Source organism: Granulibacter bethesdensis (assembly GCF_001889545.1).
GTDB classification, from domain to species: domain Bacteria; phylum Pseudomonadota; class Alphaproteobacteria; order Acetobacterales; family Acetobacteraceae; genus Granulibacter; species Granulibacter bethesdensis_B.
Window position 1 is genome coordinate 1,704,083 of the sequence record NZ_CP018194.1, and the last position, 16,889, is coordinate 1,720,971.

The 16,889-nt window shown below is 55.2% G+C and carries 13 protein-coding genes; 8 read left to right on the forward strand and 5 right to left on the reverse strand.

All coding sequences use genetic code 11. The annotated features are described in order from the left end of the window. Window positions 1–876 precede the first annotated feature (876 nt). The 3 genes from GbCGDNIH8_RS07760 to GbCGDNIH8_RS07770 all read left to right on the forward strand — a co-directional run bounded on the left by GbCGDNIH8_RS07760 (window position 877) and on the right by GbCGDNIH8_RS07770 (window position 5,132). Window positions 877–2,955: a TonB-dependent siderophore receptor gene (locus tag GbCGDNIH8_RS07760; RefSeq protein ID WP_157692586.1), complete on the forward strand. Its 2,079-nt coding sequence runs from the start codon at window positions 877–879 to the stop codon at window positions 2,953–2,955. Between the two features lie 159 nt (window positions 2,956–3,114). Next, a complete protein-coding gene (locus GbCGDNIH8_RS07765) occupies window positions 3,115–3,987 on the forward strand; it encodes a LysR family transcriptional regulator (protein WP_072572757.1) in 873 nt (290 codons plus the stop codon). Continuing rightward, window positions 3,984–5,132 carry a TDT family transporter gene (locus GbCGDNIH8_RS07770; RefSeq protein WP_072572758.1) on the forward strand — a complete coding sequence of 383 codons (1,149 nt, stop codon included), beginning with the start codon at window positions 3,984–3,986 and terminating at the stop codon, window positions 5,130–5,132. Before GbCGDNIH8_RS07765 ends, GbCGDNIH8_RS07770 begins: the two co-directional genes overlap by 4 nt. Window positions 5,133–5,176: 44 nt before the next feature. On the opposite strand, the gene ftsY is transcribed toward GbCGDNIH8_RS07770, so the two are convergent. The 4 genes from ftsY to GbCGDNIH8_RS07790 all read right to left on the reverse strand — a co-directional run bounded on the left by ftsY (window position 5,177) and on the right by GbCGDNIH8_RS07790 (window position 9,920). Beyond that, entirely contained in the window at window positions 5,177–6,097 is a 921-nt protein-coding gene (gene ftsY, locus GbCGDNIH8_RS07775; protein ID WP_072572759.1) for a signal recognition particle-docking protein FtsY, read from the reverse strand. Further along, window positions 6,098–7,279, reverse strand: coding sequence for a tRNA (N(6)-L-threonylcarbamoyladenosine(37)-C(2))-methylthiotransferase MtaB (mtaB, locus tag GbCGDNIH8_RS07780; RefSeq protein ID WP_253736161.1), 1,182 nt, complete (start codon window positions 7,277–7,279; stop codon window positions 6,098–6,100). A gap of 119 nt (window positions 7,280–7,398) precedes the next feature. Continuing rightward, the gene (gene dapF, locus GbCGDNIH8_RS07785; protein ID WP_072572760.1) at window positions 7,399–8,226 is read right to left on the reverse strand and encodes a diaminopimelate epimerase; all 828 of its coding nucleotides are present in this window, start codon (window positions 8,224–8,226) and stop codon (window positions 7,399–7,401) included. A gap of 62 nt (window positions 8,227–8,288) precedes the next feature. Next, window positions 8,289–9,920 (reverse strand): glycosyltransferase 61 family protein, encoded by a 1,632-nt coding sequence (locus GbCGDNIH8_RS07790; RefSeq protein WP_081368907.1) that lies wholly within the window; start codon window positions 9,918–9,920, stop codon window positions 8,289–8,291. Between the two features lie 318 nt (window positions 9,921–10,238). Here GbCGDNIH8_RS07790 and GbCGDNIH8_RS07795 point away from each other — a divergent pair, with 318 nt between their 5' ends. Further along, window positions 10,239–11,219: a glycosyltransferase family 92 protein gene (locus GbCGDNIH8_RS07795; protein ID WP_081368908.1), complete on the forward strand. Its 981-nt coding sequence runs from the start codon at window positions 10,239–10,241 to the stop codon at window positions 11,217–11,219. An 8-nt stretch (window positions 11,220–11,227) separates the two neighbouring features. On the opposite strand, the gene GbCGDNIH8_RS12875 is transcribed toward GbCGDNIH8_RS07795, so the two are convergent. Next, a complete protein-coding gene (locus GbCGDNIH8_RS12875; RefSeq protein ID WP_157692587.1) occupies window positions 11,228–12,262 on the reverse strand; it encodes a glycosyltransferase family protein in 1,035 nt (344 codons plus the stop codon). A gap of 369 nt (window positions 12,263–12,631) precedes the next feature. On the opposite strand from GbCGDNIH8_RS12875, the gene rpmI reads away from it, so the two are divergent. From rpmI to pheT, 4 genes are all read left to right on the forward strand, one after another. Continuing rightward, window positions 12,632–12,835, forward strand: a complete 204-nt coding sequence (gene rpmI, locus GbCGDNIH8_RS07800) for a 50S ribosomal protein L35 (protein ID WP_011632205.1) — start codon at window positions 12,632–12,634, stop codon at window positions 12,833–12,835. A gap of 13 nt (window positions 12,836–12,848) precedes the next feature. Next, complete coding sequence (rplT, locus tag GbCGDNIH8_RS07805) at window positions 12,849–13,208, forward strand: 50S ribosomal protein L20 (RefSeq protein WP_011632206.1); 360 nt, start codon at window positions 12,849–12,851, stop codon at window positions 13,206–13,208. Between the two features lie 132 nt (window positions 13,209–13,340). After that, a complete protein-coding gene (pheS, locus tag GbCGDNIH8_RS07810; protein WP_072572763.1) occupies window positions 13,341–14,411 on the forward strand; it encodes a phenylalanine--tRNA ligase subunit alpha in 1,071 nt (356 codons plus the stop codon). A 3-nt stretch (window positions 14,412–14,414) separates the two neighbouring features. Beyond that, entirely contained in the window at window positions 14,415–16,874 is a 2,460-nt protein-coding gene (pheT, locus tag GbCGDNIH8_RS07815) for a phenylalanine--tRNA ligase subunit beta (RefSeq protein WP_072572764.1), read from the forward strand. Window positions 16,875–16,889 lie beyond the last annotated feature (15 nt).

Here is a 16,889-nt window from a genome sequence, read left to right on the forward strand (position 1 = left end):
GACTTGATTTGAATAATTCTCATTGGCGAAAAGATGACGAATGATTAAACCCGCCCTATGAAAAACAAGGGGCCCTTTCCTGGGCTGCACCACACGCATTTCCACAGGCTGATGCAGTGGCAGGCCATGCCCGGCTGGTGCTTCGTCTGGTGGCGAGCACATTGATGCTGTGCGGGGCAAGACGCCTACGGGCGGAAAACCGTTTTTCCGGTCTTGCGGCCCTGGTCATTCTAATCCAGCTTGTCTTACCTGTCTGGGCAGCCTGGCCTTCCACCCATCCCTACACTTGGGCACTCCATGCGGCCAGAAGTGACACCTTCACGCCACAGAGCCCACCCTGCACGCATCAAAGCGCAGACACCACGCATGGCGTCTCAGAAATACGTTCGGACAGGGAAGAAATCCCTGCCGGCCATACGCCTGCTGATCCGGATTCCTTCCCCGACAGACCTGCCGGGGATTGTCATGGCCATGACGGCTGTCCGATCTGCCGCCTTGCCGTCATGCCTGTCCTTTTTCCTGCATCGGAAACGGGGCTGGCCGCATTCAGCCACACGGCTTCCGTCCGCCTCGTATGGCCTGCATCAGATGATGCGCTGTCAACCCGTGTTCTGTTCGTAGCCCGCGCACGGGGACCTCCCTTTTCCACATCGTGATTCTCCTTTCATCCGGCGGATACAGGCAATCACCTGATCCGCTTTTTGTCCCGGCTTCCTGCGGCATGCACCGCGTGACTGGCCAGAGCGCCACCATGCTGATGCAGCCTTTCGAGCGAAAACCACGATGCCATCCCTATTACGTTCCCTTCCTCACGATCGTCAGCCTCTTGCATGGCAAATCGGGCTTCCATGCCTGTCCTTGCTCTGGATTGTCGCCATGCCAGGCCTGGCCGTCGCCCAGCAATTGGAAGCAGAGAGTCCTGAACTTCCGACCCTGTCCGTATCCGGTCAGGGGGGGAAACAGGTCCATACCTCGCCTTCGCAGGACTTTCTGATCCCGGTGACACGCAGCGCCACCAGAACCGATACGCCCGTGCGCGATGTGCCTCAGTCCGTGACCGTGGTACCGGATCAGGTACTGAAAGACCTTGCCGCAACCCGGGTCGATACCGCGCTGCGCTATGGTGGCGGCTTTGATGTCGGCAATACATTTGGCGGATTGTCGCTCGATAATTACGTGGTGCGCGGTTTTGCGACCTCCGAATATTACCGCAACGGCTTTGCCGCCGGGGCGCGCGGTTATCAGCCGATGCCAGATGCATCCACCATCCAGAATGTCGATCTGCTGCGCGGACCGGCAGCACTGGTATTCGGGCGTGGCGATCCGGGCGGCACGTTCAATATCGAAACCAAGCAGCCACTGGATCAATCCGCCGTCAGCGTGAACAGCATATTCGGTGGCTACGCCCTCGCACGCGGCAGCGTCGATGCGACCGGAGCGCTGAACGCCGATCACACGCTGCTGTATCGCCTGAATATGGCTGGTGAACGCAGCGGCAGCTTTCGCAACACAGTTCACAGCAATCGTCAGGTTGTCTCCCCTGTGCTCAGCTGGCGCGCCTCACCCAACACCACCGTCACGCTGGAAACCCAGCTGATGCAGGCAGATGCGACGTTTGATCGCGGCGTCGTGCCCATCAATAACCAGCTTGGCCCGGTACCAATCTCCACTTTCCTCGGTGAACCGGATGACAAGCTGATCCGCAACAAAAGCGCTGTCGTCCAGTTAAGGGTGGATCATAAATTCAATCAGGACTGGAGCCTGCGTGGCGGGGTTCAGGTCATGGACGGTGCCCTCACCGGCTTTGCGACCGAGGGGGCAAGCCTGCCCGCCAACTCTGTTCTGATGTCCCGCTCCCGCCGGTATCGTGACTATCATTGGAACGATCTGATCGCCCAGAGCTACGCCACCGGCCATCTCTCCACCGGCCGGGTACGGCATACGCTGCTGCTGGGGGCCGAATTCGAACGCTATACCGAGCGCGAATTGTTCATGAGCTCCAACGCCAAGCAATTTCCGGATCTCATTAACGTGCTCAATCCGGTTTATACTGGCCTGACACCGCCGCTGGGCATCACGAACGATACGCAGGAACTGAGCTATAGTGGCGCGCTGGTGGCGCAGGATCAGATGGATCTCACCCGGCGGCTCAAATTCCTGCTCGGGCTGCGGCTGAATTATTTCAATCAGCAGATCGTGTTGCAGAACAGGAACACCACTACCAGCCAGTCAGATCTGGTGCCGACGCCGCGTGCCGGGCTGATTTACGAACTGTCCAATGCTGCATCGGTCTATGCGAGTGTTGCGCAATCCTTCAAGCCGAATAGCGGCGTCAGTGCTTCCGGCACGGCCTTCGCGCCGGAACAGGGAACGGCTTATGAAGTCGGCACCAAGCTCGATCTGATCGACAACCGGCTGAGCATTCAGGCAGCCCTGTTTACCATCGACAAAAGCAATGTGCTGACAGTCGATCCCAACAACGCCAATTTCAATATCGCCACTGGTGCAGCGCGCAGCCGCGGTTTTGACGTTGCCGTCGCCGGATCGCCCCTGCCGGGCTGGCAGGTGATTGGCGGCTATGCCTTTACCGATGCGATGGTGACCAAGGATGTACAACTGGCCTACGGCACACCGCTGATCAATGTGCCACGCCACACCCTGTCCCTGCTGAATGTCTATGAAGTCCAGACCGGCCCGCTGAAAGGTCTCGGCGTCGGGGCCGGTGTGATCTATCGCAGTAACAGGGCAGCCACCAGCAATGACGGCGGCGTGATTCTGCCTTCCTATGTCACGCTGGATGCGCTGGCTTACTATCCGCTGACGCAACATGTGCGGCTGGCGGTGAATGCCACCAACCTGACGGATGCCACCTACTACGCCAATAGTCTCGGGGCCTTGCGCATCATGCCCGGCTCTCCGCGTACCGTGTTTGGCAATATTACCTTCAATTTCTGACCTCTCCTGATCGGACAAGGGCCGGAGCAGCAGGAGGCTGCATGCCTCCGGCACTTAAAACCGCTCTTCAATCATTCTGATTTTCAGATTAAAATAAACGAATTAAACTGTTAGTAAGATTGATCAGATCTCCGTATCTTTTCAGCAGGAGATCTGATCATGACGCTGGAACAATTACGTATATTCATCGGGGTTGCAGAACGTGAGCATGTCACACGGGCAGCCGAAGCGCTGAATATCACACAATCCGCAGCCTCCAGCGCCATTGCCGCGCTGGAGGCGCGCTATGGCGTGGCACTGTTTCATCGTGTCGGACGCGGGATCACCCTGACCGAAGCCGGTCGCGCCTTTCTGGATGAAGCGCGTCTCGTCATAAGGCAGGCCGCTCATGCGGAAAAAATGCTGGCCGAGTTCACCGACATGGCACGTGGCACGCTGAGCATCGTTGCCAGCCAGACCATCGCCAGTTACTGGCTGCCACCCCGCCTTGCCGCTTTCCGCACGCGCTATCCGCAAATCACGCTTGAACTGGGTATCGACAATACCGAAGGCGTTGCCGCCCGGATTCTAAACGGTTCTGCCGATCTCGGTTTTATCGAGGGCATGGTCGACGAAGCTTCACTGGCCCGCTGGGTGATGGCAACCGATCCAATGGTACTGGTCAGCCGTGAAAGCACCGGTCCTGTCGATACGCAGTGGCTGCGCACCGCACGCTGGATCATGCGGGAAAAGGGATCTGGGACGCGATCCACCTGCGACGGGATCATACACGCACACGGGATTGATCCGACCAGCCTCACCATTGCCATGACACTACCCTCCAACGAGGCCGTGCGCGGCGCGGTTGAAGCCGGGGCCGGCGTGGCCATGCTGTCCCGGCTGGTGGTGGAGCGCGCCTTAACGGAGGGTGATCTCATCGAACTGCCTCTTGTTCTGCCCGACCGCTCGTTTCACGCGCTGCGCCACAAGGAACGCTATCGCAGCCGCGCCGCCGATGCCTTCACCGATCTGATCAGGGAACTGAAATCATGAGCATCTTACAGGCTGTCATTTCAGGTCTCAGACCTTTCAAGCGTCTCGATCACCCAAGGGAAATCGTTCGTCAGTTCACCCCGAACTGGTTTGCCGCAACCATGGGCACCGGCATTCTGGCACTTACCCTGCCGCAGGTGCCTGGCATCGGTCCGGCGCTGCAACCTTTTGGTGAAGCATTGTGGTTCCTGAACATCACGTTGTTCATGCTGTTCACCCTGCTCTACGCCGCACGCTGGAGTCTGTTCGGATATGAAGCACGCCGTATTTTCGGCCATAACACCGTCTCGATGTTCATCGGCACCATCCCGATGGGACTGGCCACCATCATCAATGGCTGTGTGGCGTTCGGTATCAACCGCTTCGGCCCCGGCATCATATCCGTGGCCGAGATGATGTGGTGGATCGACGTCGCCATGTCGCTCGCCTGTGGTGTGGCGATCCCGTATCTGATGTTCACCCGCCATGAGCATAGTCTGGATGGCATGACAGCAGTCTGGCTGCTGCCTGTTGTGGCCGCGGAAGTCGCCGGTGCCAGCGGTGGTCTGCTCGCCCCCCATCTGGTGGACAGCGGGGATCAGTTCACCATGCTGGTGACATCCTGTGTGCTCTGGGCCTGCTCAGTGCCGATCGCGTTCAGTATCCTGACCCTGCTGGTACTGAGAATGGCGCTGCACAAGCTGCCGCATGACAGTATGGCGGCCTCCTCCTGGCTGGCTTTGGGGCCGATCGGCACTGGCGCTCTCGGGATGCTGCTGATCGGAGCGGATGCGCCCGCCATTCTGGCACAGCATCATATGGCTGCCATTGGTGTGACGGTACAGGGGCTGGGTGTTCTGGCGGGCCTGCTGCTCTGGGGGTTTGGGCTGTGGTGGATGATGCTGGCGACCCTCATCACCATCCGTTACTGGCGCGCCGGGGTGCCGTTCAATCTCGGCTGGTGGGGGTATACCTTCCCGCTTGGTGTCTACACGGTGGCGACATTCAGGCTTGGAGTCATGCTGGAAGCCGGGTTCTTCAGCCTGATCGGCACCTTCCTTGCTGCCATTCTCACCGCGATGTGGCTGCTGGTCAGCGCCAGAACCATCATCGGAGCATGGCGAGGCACCCTGTTCGTCTCCCCCTGCATCACGTCAGGGACGTGATGCCCCGCAAAACCACCCCCAAGCAAACAATATCCGCCTGAAGGCTATACGGCTCCGACCAGCCCACGTGCGAATTCCATTGCATCGAACGGCCGCAGATCACCCGCCTTCTCACCAACCCCCACCGCATGGACCGGCAGGCCGAAATCCTCGGCCAGTGCCACAACAATACCACCCCGGGCGCTGCCATCCAGCTTGGTGACGATCAGACCGGTGATGTTCACCATGTCCTTGAACACCCGCACCTGCTCCACCGCGTTCTGGCCGGTGGTGGCATCCAGCACCAGCAGGATCGAATGGGGCACCGTTTCATCATGCTTGCGCATCACGCGGATGATCTTGCTCAGTTCCTCCATCAGCGCGCCTTTATTGTGCAGGCGGCCAGCCGTGTCGATCAGCAGAATATCGGCCTGCTCCGCCTGCGCCTTTGCCAGCGCATCAAAGGCCAGACCAGCCGCATCCGCACCGGGAGGGCCGGAGATCACCGGGGCACCGACACGCTCTCCCCAGACCTGCAACTGCTCCACCGCGGCCGCACGGAATGTGTCACCCGCCACCAGAATGGAGCGTAGCCCCTGATCTTTCCAGCTCTGGGCCAGCTTGCCGATCGTCGTGGTTTTGCCGGTGCCGTTTACACCCACCATCAGAATCACATGCGGCTTGCGCGTCAGATCAGGCTCCAGCGGAATGGCCACCGGACGCAGGATCTGCGCGATCTCCTCGGCCAGAGCGGTCTTGATCTCTTCCTCCGTCACTTCCCGGCCAAAGCGGGCGCGACGGAAGGCCTCAATCACACGAGCCGCCACCGAGGTACCGAGATCAGCAGCAATCAGTGCCTCCTCCAGTTCCTCCAGCGCCGCATCATCCAGACGGCGTCGGCTGATCACCGAGGTCAGATTGGTGGTCAGCTTCTGCGTGCTGCGTGCAAGCCCTTCCTTGAGCTTGCTGAAAAAACCGAGCGCCATTCAGGCTGTCCCCACTTCATCGGCCACCAGACCACGCTGGTCGGCCCCAACCACAATGGCTTTCATCAGACGCCCCGGCTCAGTCGGACGGGACAGGCGGGTCGGGATGAAATGCTCACTATGCCCTGCCTGCTCAGTCTCCGTCAGCAGGCTGATGGTCTGGCCAATCTGGACACTGAAAAACGGCTCTGCCTGCCGCGCCGCTTCCTCCCGCAATCTGGCCGCACGCGCACGCCGCTCCGCCACCGGGATCGCGGGCATGCGGGCTGCAGGCGTGCCGGGGCGCTCGCTGTAGGGGAAAACATGCAGGAAAGGCAGTTGCGCCTCCCTCACAAAAGCCAGCGTTTCCTCAAACAATTCATCGGTTTCAGTCGGAAACCCGGCGATGACATCGGCACCGATGGCAATGCCGGGCCGGAGACGGCGCGCCCGGGCCACGGTCTCCAGCGCTCCAGCGCGGGAATGACGTCGCTTCATACGCTTCAGGATCATGTCGGAACCGGCCTGAAGGCTGAGATGCAGATGCGGCATCAGGCGTGGCTCCTCGGCAATCAGCTGCCACAAATCCTCGTCGATCTCCTCCGGATCCAGCGAGGACAGCCGCAGCCTCGGCAGCTCCGGCACCAGCGCCAACAGGCGGCGCATCATCTGCCCCAGCCCCGGCGCCCCCGGAAGATCAGGGCCGTAGCTGGTGATGTCCACGCCGGTCAGCACGACTTCCTGATACCCGCGCTGTACCAACAGGCGCACCTGATCAACAATGGCGCCGATCGGCACGGAACGGCTCGGGCCACGACCAAACGGGATAATACAAAAGGTACAACGATGGTCGCACCCTTGCTGGACCTGCACGAAAGCACGGGCACGGCCTGCAAATTCCGTCACCAGATGCGCGGCTGTTTCCTTGGCCTGCATGATGTCGGAGACGGCAGAAGGCGCATCCGGTGCCCAGCTTTCCGGCTTCAGCTTGTCCTCATTCCCCAGCACTCTCGTAACACCGGGCAGAGCAGCCCAGCGTGCCGGATCGAGCTGCGCAGCACAGCCGGTTACCACAATCTGCGCCTCGGGACGTTCACGATGCGCCCGGCGAATGGCCTGCCGCGCCTGACGCTCTGCCTCACCGGTCACGGCACAGGTATTGACGATGATCGTGTCGCTGAGGGCAATCGCATGCCCCCGCATAACCTCGCTCTCATAGCTGTTGAGGCGACAGCCGAAGGTCAGGATATTGACGCCTGCCGCCTCAGAGGCCGACACGGGAGTCGTGGAAATATCCTGCACCACTTCGTCAGCATCATGGCTCATCCGGCGATGCTTTCCAGCGCAATGCGGCCATGAAACACTGTCGCGGCCGGGCCAGTCATCAGCACGTGCCCATCCTGTTCCCGCCAGTGGATCCGCAATTGGCCACCATCCAGCTCCACCACAGCCTCCCGCTCCGCCAGACCGCGCCGGACTGCGTTCACCAACGTGGCGCAGGCTCCGGTACCGCATGCCAGAGTAAGCCCGGCACCGCGTTCCCATACCCGTAACCGGATATGAGAGCGGGATAGCATTTGTGCATGGCCGATATTCGCCCGCTCCGGAAACAACGGATCATGCTCCAGCATTGGTCCGGTCGCCGGAATATCCAACGCTGCCAGATCGGCTACAAAGAAGGTCGCATGGGGATTTCCCATGGAACAGGCAGCCGGCATCTTCAAACCAGGCGCTTCCAACGGGAGGAACAGCGTATCCATCTCCCGCGCCAATGGCACATCGCGCCAGCCCAGCCCTGGCTGCCCCATGTCGATGCAGATGCCATCACCGGTGATTTCTGCCCGCAGGAGACCGGCAACGGTTTCCATGCTGGGCGCGGCGATACCATCCCGATGCAGCAGATCCGCTATACAGCGCGTAGCATTACCGCAAGCACCGGACTCGCTACCATCGGGATTGTAGATGCGCATAAAGGCATCCGCCACCGAGGATGGCTCCAGCACGATCAACTGGTCACAGCCCACCCCGGTACGGCGATCAGCGATCGCTGCGGCCTGAGAGCCGGAAAGAGCGAGCTTGCGCCCTTTCCGTGCGTCAAAGACAACGAAATCGTTCCCAAGCCCGTGCATCTTGATGAAATCGGTCAACATGCCGCCCTTATATAAAGCGTAGGCGTCGGTTAATAGAACAATTTTAGCCTCAGCATACCCAATCAATGATTGGCCAAATTCCACATAGGAATCGAAAGCATAGAAAAATATTTCACTTTCAACTGCCCTTCCACGTCTGGCATCTCTTCAGTATTCACATTCTCCAGCAATGATTCTCCAAATACTTCAACCTGATCCAGAGCTAACCATTCCTCCCTGGGGATCATAATTTTTATAAAGCGGGCTACTATCTGCTCTGTGGGCTGATATCTGAACGGCTCTCCATCAAAACCACCTATTTCAGCATCCCCCAATTTACGAGACACAACTTCATCCCATTGCTGTCCATCGATCGACAGCAGCAAACTCATATCCGTTAGTCTCTCCTTCGCTACGTCGCATCGATTGTAAATTCTGATTTCATTAATGAGGTGCGTGTTCTGCAGATCAAGCTGCCACCAAGGTTTGTCCTGTCGAGTGGTCTGGCACTGATATATGCCTGTCAGCTTGCCGCTTATAGCACCTTCAGGCGTGTTGTTGTGATGCGCGTTATCAGTGTAAATTGAGCTTTGGGTTGCTACTCCCTTGATGGCCACGTTTTCCCCGAAAGGCTCATCGTTCAAAGCGAGAGGCGATACAGACCTTGGTTGATCAGGAAAATACTGAGCCTTTGGATGTGAACCTTGGACAAAGCCATTCAAAATATTCAACAAGTTTTGGCCCATTTCCAAAGGGTTTTTTATCTCCAAAATTTCGTGAAAATTTTCTGTTCTACCTAAATTTCTCAAATCATCTTTGGGAAATAAATGCAAATTTCTATTTCCAGTAACCATATCAATCAAAGCCTGATTGCTACTTGCTTTAATACTATGCGATAATGTACAAATTCTTCTATTATCGGAAAATCCTGTCAAGTGCATTGCAGAACCAGAAAATCCGATAATATTACGGTGTTGTGTTACCAAGCGTATCTGCTCAGCAAAAGGCATCGACTCAGTGAAAACTATTTTGATACCATGATTGCTCAAATATGATGTTAAATCATGCTCGTTGATGACTTTACGAACGCCAGACTTCAGGTTTTCTTTGGAAAAATAAACCGGCTGCTCAGATATTTCATAATCTGGCACGTTACCTTGAATCATATTGGCAATCATTTTGAGCGTTAGAAAATATTCTTCATGTACTGAATGATTTTCTATAAAAGACGGCTCCGCAACAGCTATTCTAGGAATGTGCGTACCTTGCTCAGCGACTCTTACAAGCCTTTCTGGAGAAATTCCAAGCGCATTAAAGCACTCACGAATATGCTCAATTTTAAACAGATCATGTTTGTCCCCCCCTGCATAGGCCAACTGCCACGTAGGGGGAATTGATGACAGCAGAGGCCATAGTCGAGCCAATACGCTAACAATAAAATGACCAAAATGGAGATGAATTGGACCAATCCACAGCATGTCTGCGTTTGGCACGTTAGAGCGGCTTGAAAAGGGGTTGAGCTTTGTAAAAAAGGCAGGCTGAGGGACGCTTTGTAAATTCCCCCCCCTCAAAAAAGAGCTATCAGGAATAACTCTTTGCTGAGAATCATATAAGGCCCATCCATCAAGCACCACGTTATGATAAATCCTGATATCAGGCGTTTTTTTTACAAAAATCGCCCTCCCATCAACAGAAGGACATTTAACAAAAGACATTAAAGCTCCGCACACAAACCAAATATTGTTACAGTTTATTTTTAAATATAAGCTACGTTAATATTTTTTATAACAACCAATCAATACGTGTTTACAAAATTTGTCATCATCCTCTCCCAACCATCATGAAGTGATAGACAAAAATTTCTTCAAGCAAAAATATTTACGTTAGGTTAATTATTAGCAAAACAATGTACTTTCAATACCAAATACATGAATTTTTCACCGATTTTCAACGCTCAATGATGGTTAAAGATTCTTGCTATCCACCCATCCTCGTCCAAGCCCCCTTCTGCCGTGAAAGGGGCAAAAATTCCTATGGCCCTACCGGATTCCAATTCAGCGCCCTCGTATGACACGTTTAATCAGACGAAGGCACCCCATAAAAGCCATATACCTCTTGCATCTTTCTTCTCAGACATTAAAATAACAAAAAGCAGGTATAATTCTATTAAAAGTTTTTTAAATTATATGTTTAAAAGTGCAGTCTGTTTAGTTGTACGGGATGAAGCCCAGGATATACTGGAGTGGGTAGCTTTCCATTCCGCTGTCGGTTTTGACACTCAAATCATATTTGACAATTGTTCGACTGACGAGACTCCTAGGCTGCTTCAGGCAATATCAAAAATTGTGGATGTAAGGGTCATTCCTTGGCAAAACAGAGGTGCACTTTATCAGGAAAATGCTTATTTAACGGCCGCTTCGATATTCAGAAAAGAATTTGAATGGATGGCTTTTATTGATTCTGATGAATTTTTTATTCCTGAATTACCTGTTTCCCTCGAAAAATACTTGCAGGCATTTCCAAATGCTGGTGGAATTGCCGTTAATTGGGCATTATATGGTTCCAATAATCATCAACAATCACCAGATGGTTTTATAATAAAAAATTTCACTCGCCGCTCTGAGAGCAGTTTTTTTCCGAATCGGCATATTAAATCACTTGTCCGCCCCGAAAGCATCGTTTCTGCTGGGAATCCCCATTTTTTTAACTTAGATGCTCCTTATTTCACTGCATCAGGAGCACCACTCGAGTGGTTTAAAAATGAGCATGGCGTCATGCTTAAAGGTGTCAGTGCCAGTGAGCCTGATTATAAAGGTGCCCGCATAAATCACTATTTCACTAAATCTTTTGAACACTGGAAAAAGAAGGTAAAAAGAGGATATAATTCCGCAGCCAATTCTCGCAAAATAGAGGAATTTAGTATCTATGATCAAAATCAAATTGAAGATCTAATTGCTTTTAGATACCTGGCAAAGACTCAAGAAATTTTTGATAGTTTTAAAAATTTAATTTGAGTTAAATTTTATTCAACAAAACTAATATCAATATTTTTAACTTTTCTATTTTTTTCATTATACCCACAATAAAGATAATGTACAATTGATTTCGTACCAGATGCATTCACATCAAAATTATCCTCCAGATATTGATTACTATCAAATATAATTTCTATCCCAGGACATTCCATTACTTCACTTGGCTTGCGAACCCTTATATGGTTAGGCTCATTGTATTCTGAAACAAATCCTATAATAGTTGATTCACATCCCAAAACAGACATTAGATTACAAAAATCAGGCAGAAAGACAGTAATAAAAACATTAAACTGTTTAATATAATTTTCTTCATTATAAAGCATATTTCTAATAAGATGAACTCCTGGACCTTGATAATTTTTTACCTCTTCATCATTTTCTATATTTAGCCTATGAGATAATTTCTCTTTGCAATGCTCAATAAATCTTAAAAACGGCTTAAAATGGTAATGGAAATGCGTTAAATTGCTTTCTCTTCCCCCTTTTTGAGTTTTAAACTCATGAAATCCTCTGTCTATTGATCCATCGAAACAAGATGAGACAAATCCTTTCTTTGCCTCTTGTGGCCAATACCAACCTTTTCTTGAAGGATCATTATACATACATGTATTGATACGATACCACTCTTCTTTTTTATCAAGAGAACATAAGTATTTATTTATCTCAGACCGATCAACGGAAATTTTATCATTTTTCCATAAACCAATAAATTCATCACAATCTAATACAAATACAAAATCAAATTTTTCGGTTCTTTTTAATATTTTAATAACATTACTAATAATTTCTCCCTTTAATTCAAAATCCACTTTTGTATCAAACTGCCTATAAACTTTTCCGCCAAGTTTTTCTAGTTGCTCCAAAGAGTTTTTAACTTTTGTTTTGACGGAACCATTGTCCAAGATAATGATATTGTTAAATCCAAACATGTATCCATGATAAACTATCCAAGGCCAAAGGACTATATCCTCATCTTTTTGCATCATAATACATTTAACAATTTGTATTTTTCTTTTACTCATTTTATAATACTTTTCTTATATTCATAAATATTATAAATAATTAATTTTGACATATTATATTCCAAAATGATTTTTAGATTTTACTTCTGATTTATATCATAAGTGCTCTTTATGTGTCATTGTCAACTATATTAAAAATAAAAAAAATATGCTTTTTTATTTTATTATTGATTATTATCTCACGCAAAGATCGCTACCTGTTTGTAAAATCTTTTATCATACCCCCTTGCCATCGCCACTCTGTCGCGCTAAGTCCCCGCCCTGTTTGCGCGCCTGGGCCTGTATGGGCATGCCCGGCCGCAGCAACCCGTGGCTCATCCTGAATTCCTAAGGATGGCCAACGGGCTGGATAACGTAAAGGAGAATCAAATGCCCAAGCTGAAGACGAAGTCTTCTGTAAAGAAGCGCTTCAAGATCACGGCCACCGGCAAGGTGCTGGCTGGCCCGGGTAAAAAGCGTCACAATCTTTCCGCGCGATCCCAGAAGGCAAAGCGCCAGAACCGTGGCAGCCAGGTGCTGACCCATGCTGACGGTCTGACCGTCAAGCAGTGGGCCCCCTACGGCCTGAACTGAGGAGAGCGCATCCATGGCACGTGTCAAACGCGGCGTTACCACGCACGCCCGTCACAAGAAGGTTCTGAAGGCCTCCAAGGGGTTCTTCGGCCGTTCCTCCACCAACTACCGCATTGCGCTGGAGCGTCTGGAAAAGTCGCTGCAATATGCGTATCGCGACCGCCGGGTGAAGAAGCGTGATTTCCGCGCTCTCTGGATCCAGCGTATCAACGCTGCCGTGCGTGAGCATGGCATGACCTACAGTGTGTTCATCAACGGTCTGAAGAAGGCCGAGATCGACATGGACCGTAAGGTTCTGGCCGCCATTGCCTTCGACGATGCCGCTGCTTTCGCGGAAATCGTGAAGAAGGTGCAGGGCGCCCTGGCCGCTTGATCGCCCTGATAAAGTCATCGAAACAGGCTGGATGATCCTCATCCGGTCTGCTTTGATACCAAAAAGCGACGGGGTTTCGGCCCCGCTGAAATCCGGGGCCCTGGCTCCGGATTTTTTGTATGTGGAGTTGCCATGTCGGACGATCTGACCGCCCTGCGAGAAGAAACTGATGCCGCCTTGCGGGACGCCGCCGATCTGCGCGCCTGGGATGCCATCCGTGTCGGTGTGCTGGGCAAAAGCGGGAAGCTCACCGCGCTGCTCAAAACGCTTGGGCAGGCGACCCCGGAAGAAAGAAAAGAGCGGGGTGCCGCGCTGAACCGGCTGAAGGAAGCCCTGAGCGAAGCCATCGAAGCCCGTCGGGTGGAGCTGGAATCCGCCGCCCTGGAAGCCCGGCTGACGGCAGAGCGTATCGACATCACCCGCCCACCCCGTCCGCGTATGACCGGCGCGATCCATCCGATCAGCCGCACCATCGAGGAAATGACCGCGATTTTCGGTGCGATGGGGTTCAGTGTCGCCGAAGGCCCGGATGTGGAAGGCGACTGGCATAATTTCGGCGCTCTGAACATTCCCGCGCATCATCCTGCCCGCGCCGATCACGACACATTTTATCTGCCGCCGGAGACAGAAGGTGCCGCCCCCCGCGTGCTGCGCACCCATACCTCCCCGGTCCAGATCCGCACCATGCTGAATGCCGAGCCGCCAATCCGCATCATCGCGCCGGGCCGTACCTATCGCGCCGATCATGATGCCACGCACAGCCCAATGTTTCATCAGTGTGAGGGGCTGGTCATTGGTCGCGGCATCACGCTGGGGCATCTGAAAGGCACGCTGATCGACTTCCTGCGTGCTTTCTTCGGCGTGCCTGACCTGCCAGTGCGGTTCCGCGCCAGCTATTTCCCCTTCACCGAGCCCTCCATGGAGGTGGATATCGGCTGGAACCGCAAGACCGGCGAGTTGGGTGGTGGCGGCGACTGGCTGGAAATTCTCGGCAGCGGCATGGTGCAGCCGAAAGTGCTGGCGAATTGCGGGATCGACCCGCGCGAGTGGCAGGGCTTTGCCTTCGGCATGGGGGTAGAGCGCGTGACAATGCTGAAGCATGGCATCGCCGATCTGCGCCCGTTCTATGACAGCGATCTCCGCTGGCTGCGTCATTACGGTTTCAATCCGCTGGCCTCCGTCAGCCTGCATGAAGGGGTGTGAGCCATGAAATTCACCCTGTCCTGGCTCAAGGACCATCTGGATACCGATGCCTCCCTGTCGCGCATTGCCGAGACTCTGACGGCGATCGGGCTGGAACTGGAAGGCATTGAGGATCGTGCCGCCGCGCTGACCGGGTTCAACGTCGCCCGCATCGTGAGCGCGGAGCAGCATCCCAATGCCGATCGGCTGCGCGTCTGTCAGGTAGAGACCGGCACGGAGCGTGGCACGATTCAGGTCGTCTGCGGCGCGCCCAATGCCCGCGCCGGTATCGGCGTGGTGCTGGCAACCCCCGGTGCGGTGGTCCCCACCAACGGCATGGTCATCAAGGAAGGTGAAATCCGTAGCGTGGCCAGCATGGGCATGATGTGCTCGGCGCGGGAGCTTGGCCTCGGCGAGGATCATGACGGCATCATCGAATTGTCGCCCGATCTGCCGCTCGGCACCCCCTATGCCGCGCTGGCCGGGCTGGATGATCCGGTGATCGAGATCAGCGTCACACCCAACCGGGGCGATGCGCTGGGCGTGCGCGGCATTGCCCGCGATCTGGCCGCTGCCGGCCTCGGCACGCTGAAACCGTTTCAGCCGGTTGCGGTCACAGCCTCTGCCCCCTCTGCCATTCACTGGGCGATTGAGGATCGTGAAGGCTGCCCGTTCATCCTTGGCCGCACGATACGCGGTGTCCGCAACGGGCCGAGTCCGGACTGGCTGGCAGCACGGCTGAAAGCCATCGGGCTGCGTCCTATCAACACGCTTGTCGACATCACCAATTACTTCAGCTTCGATCTGGGTCGCCCGCTGCATGTGTTCGATGTCGCACAGGTGCAGGGGGATATGCTCACCGTTCGACGCGGGGCGGGCGAAACCTTCCGCACCCTGAATGGCAAGGACATCACCGTCACGGCGGAAGATTGCGTGATCGCCGATGCTTCAGGCGTCGATTCTCTGGCAGGCATCACCGGGGGCGAGCGCACCGGCTGCACCGAGGCCACTACCGATGTCTTTATCGAATGCGCCCTGTTCGATCCGGTGCGGATCGCCCGCAGCGGACGTCACCACCAGATCAGTACCGATGCGCGGCAGCGTTTCGAGCGTGGTGTCGACCAGGCGCTGCTGCCAGCCGCTCTGGAAGCCGCCACCGCCATGATCCTGAGCCTGTGCGGTGGTGAGGCCAGCGCCATCACCAGCGCCGGAGCGGAACCCTCCTGGCAGCGCGAGGCCACGCTGCGTTTTGCGCGACTGGAGGAGCTCGGCGGTCTGGCGGTGCCTCCGGATGAAGCCGTCTCGGCTCTGGAACGTCTTGGTTTCGGCATCCTGTCCCGCAATGCGGAGCATGTGACGGTCTCGGTCCCGTCCTGGCGCAATGATATGGCGGCCCGCTCACCGCTCGACCTGCCCGCGACGCTTGATGCCGCACGCGCTGCCACGCTGGCAGAGGCCGCCGCCGAAGCCGAACCGGAAGCCGAGCTGATCGAGGAAGTGCTGCGCCTGCGCGGTATGGATGCAATTCCGGCCTGCTCGCTGCCGGTGGATCATGCCGTACCGGGAGCCTCGCTGTCGCCGCGCCAGACACGCGCGGCGCTGGCCCGGCGCGAACTGGCCGCATCCGGCCTGATGGAATGCGTCACGTTCAGCTTCGTGGCCCATGAGGTCGCCGCCCGCTTCGGTGGCACGGAGGAGAGCCTGCGCCTGCTCAATCCTATCGCCTCCGATCTCGATCAACTGCGTCCGACCCCGGTGGCAACGCTGGCGCTGGCGCTGGCTCGCAACGCAGCACGCGGCTTGCCGGAAGCAGCCCTGTTCGAGGTAGGGCCTGCCTTCTCCGCCAACGGGCAAAGTCAGGTTGCGGCCGCCATCCGCGGCGGTATGACGCCTCGCCACTGGCTGGAACCGGCACGCTCACTGGATGCGATGGATGCGAAAGGCGATCTGTTCAGCCTGCTGGCAGCGCTGGGCGTGCCGATGGACAGCCTTTCCGTCACCGCCGAAGCGCCTTGCTGGTACCATCCGGGCCGCTCCGGGGTGGTGCGGCAGGGGCCGAAAACCGTGCTCGGCACGTTCGGGGAATTGCATCCGGCGCTGATCGAGGCGATGGATCTGCCCTCCCCCACCATCGCCTTCGAACTGTTTCTGGATGCGGTGCCTGAACCGAAACGCCGCCGCCGGGCCGCACCGACCCTGCCGCCTTTCCAGCCTCTGACGCGCGATTTCGCGTTTCTGGCCCAGCGCGGCACATCGGCCGATGCCCTGCTGCGGGCTATTCGTGGGGCGGATCGCAGCCTGATCACCCGAGTGTCGCTGTTCGATGTCTATGACGGCGACAAGCTGCCGGAGGGGATGATCTCGCTGGGGGTGGAAGTGACCCTGCAACCGCAGGAACGCTCCCTGACCGATGCGGAGATCGAGGCAATCAGCGCCAAAATCGTCGCCGCCGCCGGAAAAGCAACCGGCGCCACGCTGCGTTAAAAACCAGCCGCCCGC